Here is a 15,450-nt window from a genome sequence, read left to right on the forward strand (position 1 = left end):
TATGACGATTTCCTTCCAAAAATGATTGCGTAAACCTGACAGTTCATTCTATAATATTACAGAAAAAAACTCAAGACTGGAGAATTACCATGAAAAAAATAGCAGTGATCAATGATCTTTCCGGGCTGGGGAAATGTTCACTGACAGCAGCGATCCCGGTGATCTCGGTGATGGGAGTCCAGGCGTGTCCCCTTCCCACCGCTGTTTTAAGCAACCAGACCGGTTATGAAAGTTATTTCTGTGAGGATTTCACAGAGCATATGGAACCATATATGGAGCAGTGGAAAAAAAGAGGATTTTCTCCGGATGGGATCTATACAGGATTTCTTTCTGATGATAAGCAGGCAGACAGGATCCTGAAATTTATGGATGCGTTTGCAGGGAAGGATACTCTGATCCTTACAGATCCGGTGATGGGGGATGACGGCGCGGTTTATCCGATCTATACAGAAGAGCTCCGCAGCCGGTTCTGCGAACTGACACACCGTTCCTATGTGATCACACCGAACCTTACGGAAGCTCTCCTCCTTCTTTACGGAAAAGAAAAAATGGAGGAGATCTGGAAGGAACTGCAAAAGGCATCAGAGGCCCGGCGGATGGAAGAGATCCGGGAGATCGGGTGCGCACTTGCCCGGAAATTTTCACTTCCTTCCGTTGTGATCACAGGAGTGGATCACAGAGAGGAAGGGCAGCCTCTGAAAATGGGGAATCTTGTCCTGGAAAACGGAAACAGCTCCTGGATATTTGCAGAGAAATCCGGAGGAAGCTATTCCGGGACAGGAGATCTTTTTGCATCCGTGCTCAGTGCAGGGCTGGTAAAAAGATATTCCATGAAAACCTGTGCAGAGCTGGCCGTGGACTTTATCTCGGCATCGATCCGGGATGCGGTGGAGGAAGGAACAGACCGTAACGATGGTGTATGCTTTGAACAGCATCTCGGCATGCTGCTTCCATAAAAACATAAGGGGATAAAAAAGAGCTGACCGTCAGGCCAGCTCTTCCCATTTTTCATAAAGCTTTTCCAGTTCTTCAGTGATGGCTGCTTTTTCGCGGCTCAGCTTTGTACATTCCGCTACATTGGTGCAGACATCCGGAAGGACCATGGTTTCGTCGATCTCGCTGTCTCTTGTTTCCAGCTCTTCGATACGGGCTTCGACTTTTTTCAGCTCGGCTTCCCGTTTTCGTTTCTTTGCCTGTTCTTCCTTCATCTGCTGCCAGGAAAGCTTGTTCTCGGAAAACGTTTTTTCTTCGGCAGGTGCCTCCGGAGAGGTACTTCCCGGTGCATAGGTGCTGGTCAGCTCATCCTTCTTTTCCAGATAGTAATCATAATCACCGATGTAATTTACCACTGCCTGGTTTGTCAGCTCCATGATCCTGGTCGCAGTCTGATTGATAAAGTAACGGTCATGGGATACATAAAGGACTGTACCGGTGTAGCTGACCAATGCTTCCTCCAGAATTTCCTTGGAGGCAATATCCAGATGGTTGGTAGGCTCGTCAAGGATCAGGAAGTTGGCTTCGGAAAGCATTAGCTTTGCAAGGGAAACACGGCCTCTTTCTCCACCGGAAAGTGCGGAGATTTCCTTGAAAACATCATCTCCGGTAAAGAGAAATGCGGCAAGCATATTTCGGATCTCGGTCTCTGTGAGAGTCGGATAAGTATCGGAGATTTCCTGGAAAATTGTCTTGTCCATATGCAGAACATGATGTTCCTGATCGTAATAACCGATCTGCACCTTGGAACCAAGGGAAAATTTGCCGGCATCTGCTTCAATAAGACCGTTGATGATCTTCAGCATGGTGGTCTTTCCGGTTCCGTTGTTTCCGATCAGTGCCACACGCTCGCCTCGTTTGATATCAAAGGAGATATCGGAGAACAGGGTCTGTCCCGGAAAGGCCTTGGAAAGCTCTTCCACGTGGAGCACGTCGTTTCCGCTTAACACCCGTGGCTCCAGAGAGATACGCATCCGGTCCTGGAGCTCAAGAGGTTTTTCGATCCTCTGTACACGGTCCAGCATTTTTTCACGGCTTTCCGCACGCTTGATGGATTTTTCACGGTTAAAGGATTTCAGCTTGGCGATAACGGCTTCCTGATGCTTGATATCTCGCTGCTGATTTAAGTATGCCTTGTACTGTGCGTCACGAAGCTGAGCCTTCTTGAGAGCATAGGCAGAATAGTTGCCGCTGTATACGCGGGTCTGTCCGGCTTCGATCTCAATGACCTTGGTGACCACCTTATCCAGAAAATAACGGTCATGGGAGACGATAAAAACAGCTCCCGGATAATTCAGAAGATAAGTTTCCAGCCAGGAGATGCTTTCCATATCCAGGTGGTTGGTTGGCTCATCCAGAAGCAGGATATCCGGCTTGGAAAGAAGCATCTTGCCCAGTGCCACACGGGTTTTCTGACCGCCGGAAAGAGTTTCGATCTGCTTGTCATAATCTTCCTCCGTGAAGCCAAGACCCTTTAAGACACCGGTCAGCTCACTTTTGTAAGCGTATCCGTTTTCCAGTTCAAACTGATGAGTCAGACGGGTATAGGTTTCCATCAGACGGTTCAGATCATCACCGGTCACGGTGTTCATTTCCTGTTCCATATTGCGGATACGGCGTTCCATATCGATGATGTGCTGCTTGGTGGTAAGAAGCTCCTCGTAGATGGTATGATGTCCATGGATATCCTGGTACTGGGCAAGATAGCCGATATTTTTATCCCGGGCAAGCACCACGGTACCGGAATCAGCAGAAAGCTCCTGCATGATGATCCGCAGCAGTGTGGTCTTTCCTGCACCGTTGCAGCCGATCAGAGCAGCCTTTTCACGGTCTTCAATGTGAAAGGATGCATCATTTAAAATTACTTTTTCGCCAAAGGCCTTGCATATATTCTGACATGATAAAATCATAAAAACTGTCCTCCTGTATAAAGAATCACCCCTGTTTATGTCTGAACAGGGAAAAATCCTCCACCTATTATAACGGAAACTGCCGGGATTTCAAAGAAAAAATCAATTATTAGAAAAAATATAAAGAAATTTGTACAGAATAGACAACTTTAATTGACAGGAAAATGTCAATTCGTTATAATTAACCTAGTGTAAGGTAAGGAGGAAAACTATCGTGGAGACAAAACAAATCTCGAAAGCGGTGATTAAGCGTCTGCCACGCTATTACCGCTACTTAGGAGAGCTGATGGAAGATAATGTAGAACGTATTTCTTCCAATGAATTAAGTAAGAAGATGCATACCACAGCTTCTCAGATCCGTCAGGATCTTAATAATTTCGGCGGTTTTGGGCAGCAGGGGTATGGCTATAATGTACACTATCTTTATACAGAGATCGGTAAGATCCTGGGACTGGATACCGTTCATCCGATGATCATCCTGGGAGCCGGTAATCTGGGACAGGCACTTGCCAATTATGTGGATTTTGAGAAGCGCGGGTTCAGGCTTGTTGGTATCTTTGACGTAAATCCTGTGCTTGAGGGCATCGCAGTCCGTGGACTCGAGATCCAGATGCTCAGTGAGCTTCCGTTTTTCCTGAGAGAGAATAACGTGGAGATCGCGATCCTGACACTTCCCAAGAATAAAGCCAAGGAAATGGCAGATATTCTGGTGGAGAACGGAATCAAGGCAATCTGGAATTTTGCACATCTTGATCTTGAGACACCGGATGATGTGATCGTAGAGAACGTTCATCTTTCCGAGAGTCTGATGACACTGTCTTATAATCTCAGCAAATACAGGCAGGAACATGTGGATAAGTAAGAATTGTTAAGCTGCCGGAAACGGCAGCTTTCTCTATGACAGAGGGGAGGCAGAAGACAGAATGAAGAAGCTTGTTACCTGCGCAGAAATGAAGGATCTGGACTCCACAACGATCCGTGAGATCGGAGTTCCCTCCGAGGTTCTGATGGAGCGGGCAGCACTGAAGGTGGTAGAGGAAACAGAAAAGTATCTCCAGAAGGACGAAAGGATCCTGGTAGTCTGCGGAAGCGGAAATAATGGCGGTGACGGTATCGCTGTTGCCAGATTGTTCCATCTGAAGGGAGTCCGGGCAGAGTTTTATATGGTCGGAAACAAAGATAAAATGACCAGAGAGACAGCTCTTCAGTATAAGATCGCTTCCGGTTATCGTGTCCCTGAGGTGAATAACCCGCAGTGGAGTGAATATACTACTATAGTAGATGCCGTGTTTGGGGTAGGCCTGACGCGTCCGATCGAGGGGCATTATGCTGATATCATCCATGAGATGAACAGTGCGAGGGCCAAAAAGATCGCAGTTGACATCCCGTCAGGAGTAAACGGAGATACTGGCCTGGAAATGGGAATTGCCTTCAGCGCCGACCTGACTGTCACATTTGCCTACCGGAAAAGAGGTCTTTGCTTTTATCCGGGAAGACTGTATGCAGGAAGGATCGTTACCGCCGATATCGGGATCTATGAGCAGGAAGCTGTGACTGCATCTGCCGCCTGTCTGGAAAATAAAGATCTGAAGCTGTTTCCGGAACGTGATCCCGGCGGAAACAAGGGTACCTTCGGAAAAGTGCTCTTTGTGACCGGAAGTGAGGGAATGTGCGGAGCTGCTTATTTAAGCGCCAGTGCAGCACTTCGTGCCGGTGCGGGAATGGTAAAGATCCAGACTGTGGAAGCCAACAGGATCCCATTGCAGATACTCCTTCCGGAGGCTATGGTCTGCAGTCGTTTTGATCAGGAATCCAATGAACAGCTTCTATCCTGGTGTGATGTGATCGTGATCGGACCGGGACTTGGAACATCAGTGGCCAGCCGTGAGAGAGAACAGTGGTTTCTCACGGCGGCTGCCCGGGAGAAAAAACCGCTGATCTTGGATGCTGACGGTCTGAACCTTCTGGCTGCACATCCTCAGTGGCACCAGTATCTGGGAGAGCATGTGGTTCTGACACCGCATATCGGAGAAATGAGCCGGCTCAGTGGCAGAACGATCCAGGAGATCCAGCATGAGATCGCAGATACTGCATTGAAATGTGCTGCGGAAAGAGGCTCTGTGTGCGTATTGAAGGATGCATGTACGGTGATCGCAGATGAGAAAGGACAGATGTATTTGAATCTTTCCGGTAATTCCGGAATGGCAACTGCAGGAAGCGGAGATGTGCTTTCCGGGATCCTGGCAGCAGTGTTATGTATGTATCTGAAAACGGAGGAACAGCCTCCCATGGTTTTAAAGGCCGCGTTAGGTGTTTATCTTCACGGACTTTGCGGTGATCTTGCAGCCGCTGAAAAAGGAAAGCGCAGTATGCTGGCAGGAGATATCATAGAATATCTGCCCAAGGCATTAGCTATAGGTGAAGAGGAGTCGGAATTATGAAAAAATACGAGAGAGTAAAAGCACTGGTATCACTGGACGCCATTGCCCACAATTTTGAGGAAATGCATAAAAATGTCAAAGAAGGGACAAAGATCATCGCTGTGATCAAAGCGGACGGTTATGGCCATGGTGCCAGAGCTATTGCCCATCTGATCCAGGACTATGATTATATCTGGGGATTTGCAACAGCTACTGCAGAGGAGGCACTGGAGCTTCGGCATGCAGGGATCACCAAGCCTGTCCTGATCCTTGGCCTTGTATTTGAGGAATATTATGAGGAACTTGCAGCCAATGATATCCGGATCACCATATCGGATCTTAATACAGCGGCAGAATATGCAAAAGCAGGTGCACGCATTGGAAAAAATGTACATATTCATCTGGCTCTGGATACGGGAATGACAAGGATCGGATATGCGGATATTCCGGAAAATGCGGTAAAGATCGAAAAAATCTCAAAAATCCCGAATCTGGTGATCGAGGGAATGTTTACTCATTTTGCCAGGGCGGATGAGGCTGACCGTTCTCCTGCACTGGTGCAGCTGGACCGTTATCTCCGTTTTGCAGAGCTTCTGGAAAAAAGAGGCGTTCATATCCCGGTACGTCACTGCTCCAACAGTGCAGGTATCATCCGTGTTCCGGAAGCAAATCTCAATGTCGTTCGTGCCGGCATCACCATTTACGGTATTTATCCGTCAGAAGAAGTAGAACGTGATATCGTGAAGCTGACACCTGCAATGGAGCTGAAAAGTCATGTATCCTATGTGAAAAATGTGGAACGCGGAACAGCGGTAAGCTATGGAGGAACGTTTGTTACGGAACGTTTTACCAGAATGGCAACGATTCCCGTAGGTTATGCAGATGGCTATCCGAGACAGCTTTCCAATAAGGGCTGGGTCCTGATCCGGGGCAAAAAGGCTCCGATCCTCGGACGTGTCTGCATGGATCAGTTTATGGTTGATGTCACAGATATCCCGGAGGTGAAGGCCGGGGACGAGGTCACCCTGATGGGAAGAGACGGAGAGGAATTTATCAGTGTGGAGACACTGGGAGATCTTTCCGGAAGATTTTCCTATGAATTTGTCTGCGGGATCAGTAAACGTGTTCCGCGAGTTTATATCAAAGACGGTAAGGAATGTGGAGAAGAGGAGAGCTTTTTCCAGTAGATCCGTAAATACCCGGATCCGGAAAACGCCGGGTCAGACATAAGGCCGGTAAAAAAGTACCACGCATGGTATACACAAAGAAATTGTGGAAATACTTATCTGTAAAAAGGAATACGGCTTGCAAATAAGCCGGACCAGAATCGGAGTGTGAATTGTGTGGTTATAAAAAGAGGGGATATTTTTTATGCGGACTTAAGACCTGTAGTGGGCAGTGAACAGGGCGGCATCCGTCCGGTGCTGATCATCCAGAACGATGTAGGCAACCGTCACAGCCCCACAGTGATCTGTGCGGCAATTACATCAAAAATGAATAAGGCAAAGCTGCCGACACATATTGAGATCGATGCATCTGCCTACGGGATCGAAAAGGATTCTGTGATCCTTCTGGAACAACTCCGCACCATCGACAAGCGGCGTCTGAAGGATAAGGTGTGTCATCTGGACAGTGCTATGCTTGATAAGGTGAATCATGCGCTTGAGATCAGTCTGGAATTGACTTTTTAAGGGGAACATGAGGAATTTTGACCGGTTTGTTTTCTGATTCTTGACGAAATCTTTCATAAGTGCTATATTAAACCGAGTTGCAATTATGTAAAACGGTACCCAAAATGAGCAGGGCACGAAAGAAAATATACGGTAACAAGGAGAGGAAGATACCATGTCAGGACATTCAAAATTTGCCAACATCAAACATAAGAAAGAGAAAAATGATGCCAAGAAGGGTAAGATCTTCACAGTCATCGGCCGTGAGATCGTTATGGCAGTAAAGGCCGGCGGCCCGGATCCTGCAAACAACAGCAAGCTTCGTGATGTCATCGCAAAAGCAAAAGCGAACAACATGCCGAACGATACTATCGATCGTGGAATCAAGAAGGCAGCAGGTGCGGATTCTGCAGACAGCTACGAGAAGGCTGTATATGAGGGATATGGTCCGAACGGTGTTGCCATTATCGTAGAGACTCTTACAGATAACAAGAACCGTACTGCAGGTAATGTACGTAACGCATTTACCAAAGGTAACGGAAGCATCGGAACACAGGGATGTGTATCCTTTATGTTCGACCAGAAGGGCCAGATCATCATCGACAAGGAAGAGCTTGAGGATGAGTGCGGTGAGATGGATGCGGACGAGCTGATGATGACAGCTCTGGATGCAGGTGCTGAGGACTTCAGCGAGGAAGAGGACAGCTTTGAGATCATCACAGCACCGGACGATTTCAGTGCTGTACGTGAGGCTCTTGAGAAAGCCGGAATCCCGCTTGTAGAAGCACAGATCGCCATGATCCCGCAGACATATGTGGAGCTGACTGATGACCAGGCTATCAAGGATCTTCACAGAACACTGGATCTTCTTGATGATGACGATGACGTTACTGACGTATGGACAAACTGGGACGAATGATCTCTGAATAGAAAATAATATTTTGCATATAATACCTCCAGAATTTCAGATTCCGGAGGTATTTTTTATGGAAAAACAGAACGAAGAGGGAAAACAGAAGGAACTGGACCGGGAAGCGAGCCAGAACGAGCAGATCCGGGAAACCGGGCAGGCAGTGCTCGATGGAAATTCCCGGAAGCATAAAGTGGAGCTTCTGACGGTGATCGGGGAGATCGAAGGCCATGAATCCGCGCCGTCTCACAGCAAAACAACCAAGTATGAGCATGTACTGCCAAAGCTGGCTCTCATTGAGGATGATGAAGAGATCGAGGGACTTCTTATCCTTTTAAATACGGTAGGAGGAGATGTGGAGGCAGGGCTTGCCATTGCGGAGATGATCGCGTCTCTGAGTATCCCTACGGTTTCCCTGGTGCTGGGCGGGGGACATTCCATAGGTGTACCCATGGCGGTATCAGCAGATTATTCTTTTATCGTGCCAAGTGCCACCATGGTGGTCCATCCGGTGCGTCAGAATGGAATGTTTATTGGCGTGGCGCAGTCCTACCGCAATATGGAAAAGATCCAGGACCGGATCATTGCCTTTGTATCCGGACATTCACATATCACGGCAGAACGGATGGAGGAGCTGATGCTGGATACCTCCCAGCTTGTAAAAGATGTAGGAACTATGCTGGAAGGGGAGGAAGCGGTAAAGGAAGGGCTCATCGATGAAGTAGGAGGGATCCGGGAGGCGCTGGACCGATTGTATACCCTCATCGAAAAGAAAAAATCACAGAAATAACCAGTTTTGTACGTGGCTTTTGATGATGTTAGTTGCATAAGACTAATATGGTTGCGCTGTGCTGTGGTAAAGAATTTTGACAGAAATTGTAAATCTACTCTTGTCATATGCTGATTTTTAGCGTATTATTAATAAAGGTTTATAATTTGCGCGAGGAGGAAGACCATGTATAAGGTTTTAAAAGCTGAAACGCTGGCAGCTAAGATCCATCTTATGGTTGTGCATGCACCACGTGTGGCAAGCCATTGTCTGCCAGGACAATTTATCATTGTTAAACTTGACGAAAAGGGAGAGAGGATCCCGCTTACCATCTGCGATTACGATCGCGAGGCTGGTACAGTCACCATCGTATTCCAGGAGATCGGAGCATCTACCATTAAGATGTCCGCACTGAAAGAGGGAGATTCATTCCGTGATTTCGTAGGACCTCTGGGATGTCCGTCTGAGTTCGTCCATGAGGATATCGAAGAACTTAAGAAGAAAAAAATGGTATTCGTAGCCGGTGGTGTCGGTACCGCACCTGTTTATCCGCAGGTTAAATGGCTCCATGAGCACGGCATCACAGCTGATGTTATCCTTGGTTCCAAGACTAAGGATATGGTTATCCTTGAGAAAGAGCTTGGCGCTGTTTCCAATCTTTATGTTACAACAGATGACGGTTCCTATGGCCGTTCCGGTATGGTAACAAAGACTCTTGAGGATCTTGTGACAAATGAGGGCAAGCATTATGACGTCTGTGTAGCGATCGGACCGATGATCATGATGAAATTTGTCTGTCTTCTTACCAAGAAGCTTGGTATCCACACAATTGTCAGCATGAACCCGATCATGGTTGACGGAACCGGTATGTGCGGCGCTTGTCGTCTCCAGGTCGGTGATGAGATCAAATTTGCCTGCGTAGACGGACCGGAGTTTGACGGACATCTCGTTGATTTCGATCAGGCTATGAAGAGAAGTCAGATGTATAAGACCCAGGAGGGCCGTGCATTACTGAAGCTTCAGGAAGGCGATACCCACCACGGTGGATGCGGACATTGCGGAGGTGACAACTAATGGCAGATGCAAAAATGTTAAAAAAAGTTCCTGTAAGAGAACAGGATCCGAAGGTACGTGCGACAAACTTCGAGGAAGTATGTCTTGGATATAACCAGGAAGAAGCAATGGAAGAAGCACAGAGATGTCTCGGGTGCAAAAAACCGAAATGTGTAGAGGGATGTCCGGTATCCATCGATATTCCGGGATTTATCGAGCACATCAAAGAGGGCAACATGGAAGAGGCTTACAAGGTGATCGGTTTATCTTCCGCACTTCCGGCTATCTGTGGCCGTGTATGTCCGCAGGAATCCCAGTGTGAGGGACAGTGTATCCGCGGTAAGAAGGGCGAGGCTGTTTCTATCGGTAAGCTGGAGAGATTCGTTGCAGACTATGCTCTGGAGCATGATATCAAACCTGCAGGAGCAGAGGTTAAGAACGGACATAAGGTTGCAGTGATCGGTTCCGGTCCATCCGGACTTACCTGTGCAGGTGACCTTGCAAAGGCAGGATACGATGTAACTGTATTCGAGGCTCTTCATGAGCTTGGCGGTGTTCTTGTTTACGGTATTCCGGAGTTCCGTCTTCCGAAGCAGAAGGTTGTCAAGAAAGAGATCGAGAAGGTCAAAGAGCTTGGCGTTAAATTCGAGACAAACGTTGTCATCGGTAAATCCACTACCATCGATCAGCTGATCGAGGACGAGGGATTTGAGGCTGTATTCATCGGTTCCGGTGCAGGACTTCCGATGTTCATGGGTATTCCTGGTGAGAATGCAAGCGGTGTATTCTCCGCAAACGAGTACCTGACAAGAAGCAACCTCATGAAAGCATTCGATGATTCCTACGATACACCGATCGCAGCAGGCAAAAAGGTTGCAGTTGTTGGCGGTGGTAACGTTGCCATGGATGCTGCAAGAACAGCTCTGAGACTTGGCGCTGAGGTACATATCGTATACAGAAGAAGTGAGGCAGAGCTTCCTGCACGAGCAGAGGAAGTTCATCACGCTAAGGAAGAGGGCATCATCTTTGATCTTCTTACAAATCCGAAGGAGATCCTCGTTGATGAGAACGGCCACGTAAACGGTATGAAGGTTGTCAAGATGGAGCTTGGTGAGCCGGATGCATCCGGAAGAAGACGTCCGGTAGAGATTCCTGGTTCCGAGTATGATATGGATGTAGATACTGTTATCATGTCTCTTGGTACTTCACCGAACCCGCTGATCTCTTCCACAACCAAGGGCCTTGACATCAACAAGAGAAGATGTATCGTTGCCGAGGAAGAAACCGGTAAGACATCCAAGGACGGCGTATATGCCGGTGGTGATGCCGTTACAGGTGCAGCTACCGTAATCCTTGCCATGGGTGCAGGTAAAGCTGGTGCAAAAGGTATCGACGAATATCTGAAAAATAAATAAGCAGAAAGTCTGTTTATAAACAGATCCTCCGACTGTGTTTTCTGATGCAGCCGGAGGATTTTTTTTCCTGCAGATCAAAAAAGAACATTTGTTTGAAACTTTTGCCAAGTGAAGATTGTAAGTTTTACTCAGTTATGCTATAATGTGTTGGAAAAAATTTAAGAAAAGGAAATATCATTATGTCAGTGATACATGCGATTATATTGGGAATCATTCAGGGAATCACCGAATTTCTGCCGGTGAGCAGCTTCGGACATCTCTGTGGAGTGCAGGATCTTTTGGGCGGTACCAGAGGTTCCGGTGTGCTTTTTGAAGTGATGCTCCATCTGGGAACTATGATAGCTCTGATCCTTGTTTTTCTGAAGGACATCAAGAAAATCGGGATCGAGCTGATCGGAATGATACTGGATCTGATCGGAAATGCCAATATTTTTCTCTATAACCGTAGGACTGGGAAAGAGCTTACCTATGCAAAGATCATAAGCGGAACTTATCGGAAGCTTACCGCCCTGATCATGGTATCCACCATTCCTACAGTCCTGATCGGATATCAGTGCAAACGACTTGTTGTGCGAAGCGCATCCTCACACATGTTTTCCGGGATCGGGATCCTTCTTACAGGTGTGATTCTCCTTGTTGTGGACTACAGTAATGTCAATGGCAGCAAGGGAACAAGAGAAACCAGTTTTGGAGATGCTATGTGGATGGGTATCTGTCAGGGCCTTTCCGTGTTTCCGGGACTTTCCAGGCTTGGACTTACCATGAGTGCAGGACTTTTCTGCGGTCTCGGACGGAAGTTTGCAGTGAAATATTCGTTGCTGATGAGCATTCCGGCTGTGGTGGGAGCTTTTTTTGTGGAGATGGGAGAGTTCACTTCTGTTCATATGACTGTTGGCCAGGGATTTATTTATGTTCTTGGAATGATCGTGGCCGGGATCACAGGCTATCTGGTGATCCGTTTTATGCTTAAGCTTTCGAATCAGGTCAGACTGCGTTATTTTGCATTTTATTCTTTTGCAGCCGGAATCCTTATTCTGGCAGCGAATTATATTTGATATCAACTGGGAGGAGTCTGACAATGGCAGCTTCAAAAACGACAAAAAAAAGAAAAAGAAAACCTGCGGCGAAGCAGCAGCCTGTCGGTAACCGCTTTCAGACAGAGATCCTGATCCTTGTGATGTTTGCGGCCTGTCTGATCCTGATGATCAGTGCATTTGGTATGGGAGGGATCGTAGGAAATGCCATCAGTGCCGTATGTTTTGGCATCATGGGACTTTGTGCATATATTTTCCCGATCCTGCTTTTTGCCGGAGTTACGTTCCTGATCGTGAACAATACCAACCGCCTTGCCTACAAAAAGGTACTGGCAGGCGTGGTATTTTTTGTGTTCCTCTGCGGCTTTCTTCAGCTGATCACAGAGGGCTATACGCCAAGTACCACGTTTTCGGATTATTATTCACTGAGTTCGGAATACCGTACCGGCGGTGGAGTATTCGGTGGTGCGGTATGTATTTCCACAGCATCCGCTTTTGGTGTTGTGGGCGGAACTGTGATCATCGTTCTGGTGCTTCTTGTATCTCTCATCATCATAACACAGAGATCCTTCTTCGGATTTATGAATAAGATCCTGGACTTTTTTACAGATGCAGCACGAGAGGGCAAAGAAGCTTATCTTGAGGGACAGCCGGACAGAGAAAAGCAGAAAGAGCTTCGAAGAAAGATCCGTGCGGAAAAAAGAGCAGAGAAGATCCGCCGGCTGGAAGAAGAGCTGGAGGAAGAAGAACTTGCCCTTACAGAGGAAGCTCCGGAAAATATCTCAAAAAAACAAAAGAAAAAAGCCAGAAGATCGCAGAAGGAAAGACAGGCTGCGGTGAAGGCGAACCGGGAAGGAGAATTTAATCTTCCTTCTTTTCTTGATGAACAAAAGGCTGTACTTCCGGCAGATACAGAGCTGACAGAAGAGGATCCAGGGCTTGAGGAGAAACCGGAGGAGCATGCCCGGCCGCTGGAATTCCAGATCCACCGTTCACAGCCGCAGCCGGCCCGGGAAGAGTCGGAGGAGCCGGATTTCGAAAGAGAAATGCAGGAAGCCGAAGAGGAGGATGCCTATGACGGCTACGAGGATGTGGATATTCCCGAGATGCAGCAGATCCTGCCGGCAAAGACAGATGCAACAGCAAAAGCTTCCCGGGAAACAGGAAAGGCAGCCGTTCTCGCTGAGATAAAGGAGGATCCTCAGCCGGAAGCTGAACAGAAGGCATCCCATCAGCCCTCCAGAAACCCGAAGTCATCTCAGACAGAGATCGAGCATGGGATCAGAAATATCCAGCATGAGATCAGCCAGGGGGGAGCTCCGGAGAAGAAACCATATCAGTATCCGCCGCTGAAGCTTCTGAAGCGCGGAGATGGCAGATCTCAGGGAGATTCCGATGCACATCTGCGAAAAACAGCACAGAAGCTTCAGGAAACCCTGCATAATTTCGGCGTTAATGTAACCGTTACCAATGTGAGCTGCGGACCTACCGTTACCCGCTATGAACTGCAGCCGGAAATGGGTGTGAAGGTCAGTAAGATCGTTGGTCTTTCTGATGATATCAAGCTGAATCTTGCTACACCGGATATCCGTATCGAAGCACCGATACCGGGAAAGGCAGCCGTGGGGATCGAGGTCCCGAACAAGGAGAACAGCCCGGTCATGCTGCGGGATCTCCTTCAGTCAGAGGAGTTTAAAAATGCAAAATCCAAGCTGTCCTTTGCAGCAGGTAAGGATATTGCCGGAAAACCGGTAGTGGCAGATATTGCCAAGATGCCTCATCTTCTTATCGCCGGAGCAACCGGCTCCGGAAAATCCGTCTGCATCAATACGCTGATCATCAGCATCCTTTATAAGGCGACACCGGATGAGGTGCGTCTGATCATGATCGATCCGAAGGTGGTGGAGCTCAGTGTATATAACGGGATCCCGCACCTGTTCATTCCGGTAGTCACAGATCCGAAGAAAGCGGCCGGTGCGCTGAACTGGGCTGTTTCTGAAATGACCAGCCGTTACAATGCCTTTGCGGAATATGGGGTACGTAATCTTGGAGAATATAACAAAAAAGTTGCCAATATGCGGGTCCCGGAGGGAGAAAAGGCACCTGAGAAGATGCCGCAGATCGTGATCATCGTGGACGAGCTTGCGGATCTTATGATGGTTGCGCCGGGAGAAGTTGAGGATGCGATCTGCCGCCTGGCCCAGCTGGCACGTGCAGCAGGTATCCATCTGATCATTGCTACCCAGAGGCCATCTGTCAATGTCATCACAGGCCTGATCAAGGCCAATATGCCGTCCAGGATCGCATTTTCCGTATCTTCCGGTGTGGATTCCAGGACGATCCTAGATATGAACGGTGCCGAGAAGCTTCTTGGCAAGGGCGATATGCTGTTTTATCCTCAGGGGTATCAGAAGCCGGCCAGACTGCAGGGTGCTTTTGTTTCAGATGAGGAGGTCAGTGCAGTCGTAGAATATGTTTCTGACAAAAACCAGGGTGCTGTTTATGATACCTCCATCGAGAAGCAGGTCAATACAGCCGGTGTCCCGGGAGGAGCCGGCGGCGGTGACAGAGATGTCTATTTTACAGAAGCCGGTAAATTTATCATTGAGAAGGAAAAGGCCTCCATCGGTATGCTCCAGCGTATGTTCAAGATTGGATTTAACCGTGCGGCAAGGATCATGGATCAGCTTTGTGACGCAGGAGTGGTAGGCCCGGAGGAAGGAACCAAGCCAAGGAAGGTTTTGATGTCAGCAGAAGAATTTGAGAATTATCTGGAGGAGAACGGCGGATGAAAATAAGTATCCTGACAGTAGGGAAGATCAAGGAAAAATATCTGCGGGATGCCATTGCGGAGTATTCCAAGCGCCTCGGGCGTTACTGCAAGTTGGAGATCATAGAAGTGTCCGACGAAAAAACACCGGATAATGCCAGCGAAGCAGTAGAAGATGCCATTCGGAACAAGGAAGGGGAGCGTCTTCTTAAATATATCCGGGACGATGCGTTTGTGATCACTCTGGAGATCGGAGGCGAACAGCTGACCTCTGAGAACTTCGCACGGAAGATCAACGAACTGGGGATACGTGGGACCAGTCATATCCAGTTTGTGATCGGCGGCTCTATCGGTCTTGGAAAAGAAGTACTGAAGAGATCAGACTATGCTTTAAGCTTTTCGAAAATGACATTTCCTCATCAGCTGATGCGTGTGATCCTTCTGGAACAGATCTACCGCAGCTATCGTATCATCAGCGGAGAGCCCTATCATAAATAATATCATAC

General features: G+C 47.9%; 13 protein-coding genes. 12 read left to right on the forward strand and 1 reads right to left on the reverse strand.

Annotation, left to right across the window (positions count from 1 at the left end):
* The first annotated feature begins 89 nt into the window (after window positions 1-89).
* Window positions 90-956, forward strand: a complete 867-nt coding sequence (locus MUB50_RS07385) for a pyridoxamine kinase (protein WP_244790747.1) — start codon at window positions 90-92, stop codon at window positions 954-956.
* A gap of 30 nt (window positions 957-986) precedes the next feature.
* Here MUB50_RS07385 and abc-f read toward each other — a convergent pair whose 3' ends face one another.
* Window positions 987-2,903 carry a ribosomal protection-like ABC-F family protein gene (abc-f, locus tag MUB50_RS07390; protein WP_244790748.1) on the reverse strand — a complete coding sequence of 639 codons (1,917 nt, stop codon included), beginning with the start codon at window positions 2,901-2,903 and terminating at the stop codon, window positions 987-989.
* Window positions 2,904-3,117: 214 nt separating this feature from the next.
* On the opposite strand from abc-f, the gene MUB50_RS07395 reads away from it, so the two are divergent.
* The 11 genes from MUB50_RS07395 to rlmH all read left to right on the forward strand — a co-directional run bounded on the left by MUB50_RS07395 (window position 3,118) and on the right by rlmH (window position 15,442).
* The gene (locus MUB50_RS07395; RefSeq protein WP_021650558.1) at window positions 3,118-3,765 is read left to right on the forward strand and encodes a redox-sensing transcriptional repressor Rex; all 648 of its coding nucleotides are present in this window, start codon (window positions 3,118-3,120) and stop codon (window positions 3,763-3,765) included.
* Between the two features lie 61 nt (window positions 3,766-3,826).
* The gene (locus MUB50_RS07400; RefSeq protein ID WP_244790749.1) at window positions 3,827-5,344 is read left to right on the forward strand and encodes an NAD(P)H-hydrate dehydratase; all 1,518 of its coding nucleotides are present in this window, start codon (window positions 3,827-3,829) and stop codon (window positions 5,342-5,344) included.
* Window positions 5,341-6,510, forward strand: a complete 1,170-nt coding sequence (alr, locus tag MUB50_RS07405) for an alanine racemase (protein WP_244790750.1) — start codon at window positions 5,341-5,343, stop codon at window positions 6,508-6,510. Before MUB50_RS07400 ends, alr begins: the two co-directional genes overlap by 4 nt.
* Window positions 6,511-6,666: 156 nt before the next feature.
* Window positions 6,667-7,014, forward strand: coding sequence for a type II toxin-antitoxin system PemK/MazF family toxin (locus MUB50_RS07410; protein WP_021650556.1), 348 nt, complete (start codon window positions 6,667-6,669; stop codon window positions 7,012-7,014).
* Between the two features lie 154 nt (window positions 7,015-7,168).
* Entirely contained in the window at window positions 7,169-7,912 is a 744-nt protein-coding gene (locus tag MUB50_RS07415) for a YebC/PmpR family DNA-binding transcriptional regulator (protein ID WP_118368856.1), read from the forward strand.
* Between the two features lie 67 nt (window positions 7,913-7,979).
* Entirely contained in the window at window positions 7,980-8,693 is a 714-nt protein-coding gene (locus tag MUB50_RS07420) for a ClpP family protease (RefSeq protein WP_118368855.1), read from the forward strand.
* A 165-nt stretch (window positions 8,694-8,858) separates the two neighbouring features.
* Window positions 8,859-9,746 (forward strand): sulfide/dihydroorotate dehydrogenase-like FAD/NAD-binding protein, encoded by an 888-nt coding sequence (locus tag MUB50_RS07425; protein WP_118513423.1) that lies wholly within the window; start codon window positions 8,859-8,861, stop codon window positions 9,744-9,746.
* A complete protein-coding gene (gltA, locus tag MUB50_RS07430) occupies window positions 9,746-11,140 on the forward strand; it encodes an NADPH-dependent glutamate synthase (RefSeq protein ID WP_118513425.1) in 1,395 nt (464 codons plus the stop codon). The genes MUB50_RS07425 and gltA overlap by 1 nt, the downstream gene beginning before the upstream one ends.
* A gap of 179 nt (window positions 11,141-11,319) precedes the next feature.
* The gene (locus MUB50_RS07435) at window positions 11,320-12,195 is read left to right on the forward strand and encodes an undecaprenyl-diphosphate phosphatase (protein ID WP_138277470.1); all 876 of its coding nucleotides are present in this window, start codon (window positions 11,320-11,322) and stop codon (window positions 12,193-12,195) included.
* Window positions 12,196-12,218: 23 nt separating this feature from the next.
* The gene (locus MUB50_RS07440; protein ID WP_138277471.1) at window positions 12,219-14,966 is read left to right on the forward strand and encodes an FtsK/SpoIIIE family DNA translocase; all 2,748 of its coding nucleotides are present in this window, start codon (window positions 12,219-12,221) and stop codon (window positions 14,964-14,966) included.
* Window positions 14,963-15,442 carry a 23S rRNA (pseudouridine(1915)-N(3))-methyltransferase RlmH gene (gene rlmH, locus MUB50_RS07445; RefSeq protein WP_244790751.1) on the forward strand — a complete coding sequence of 160 codons (480 nt, stop codon included), beginning with the start codon at window positions 14,963-14,965 and terminating at the stop codon, window positions 15,440-15,442. The genes MUB50_RS07440 and rlmH overlap by 4 nt, the downstream gene beginning before the upstream one ends.
* Window positions 15,443-15,450 lie beyond the last annotated feature (8 nt).

The organism is Blautia sp. NSJ-140, assembly GCF_022868965.1.
In the GTDB taxonomy this organism is placed as follows: Bacteria; Bacillota; Clostridia; order Lachnospirales; family Lachnospiraceae; genus Blautia_A.

What these genes read in the sequence shown, in the direction of transcription:
- MUB50_RS07385 (WP_244790747.1), top strand. Translation starts at nt 90, where the DNA reads ATGAAAAAAATAGCAGTGATCAATGATCTTTCCGGGCTGGGGAAATGT.
- abc-f (WP_244790748.1), bottom strand. Translation starts at nt 2,903, where the DNA reads ATGATTTTATCATGTCAGAATATATGCAAGGCCTTTGGCGAAAAAGTA.
- MUB50_RS07400 (WP_244790749.1), top strand. Translation starts at nt 3,827, where the DNA reads ATGAAGAAGCTTGTTACCTGCGCAGAAATGAAGGATCTGGACTCCACA.
- alr (WP_244790750.1), top strand. Translation starts at nt 5,341, where the DNA reads ATGAAAAAATACGAGAGAGTAAAAGCACTGGTATCACTGGACGCCATT.
- MUB50_RS07415 (WP_118368856.1), top strand. Translation starts at nt 7,169, where the DNA reads ATGTCAGGACATTCAAAATTTGCCAACATCAAACATAAGAAAGAGAAA.
- MUB50_RS07420 (WP_118368855.1), top strand. Translation starts at nt 7,980, where the DNA reads ATGGAAAAACAGAACGAAGAGGGAAAACAGAAGGAACTGGACCGGGAA.
- MUB50_RS07425 (WP_118513423.1), top strand. Translation starts at nt 8,859, where the DNA reads ATGTATAAGGTTTTAAAAGCTGAAACGCTGGCAGCTAAGATCCATCTT.
- gltA (WP_118513425.1), top strand. Translation starts at nt 9,746, where the DNA reads ATGGCAGATGCAAAAATGTTAAAAAAAGTTCCTGTAAGAGAACAGGAT.
- MUB50_RS07435 (WP_138277470.1), top strand. Translation starts at nt 11,320, where the DNA reads ATGTCAGTGATACATGCGATTATATTGGGAATCATTCAGGGAATCACC.
- MUB50_RS07440 (WP_138277471.1), top strand. Translation starts at nt 12,219, where the DNA reads ATGGCAGCTTCAAAAACGACAAAAAAAAGAAAAAGAAAACCTGCGGCG.
- rlmH (WP_244790751.1), top strand. Translation starts at nt 14,963, where the DNA reads ATGAAAATAAGTATCCTGACAGTAGGGAAGATCAAGGAAAAATATCTG.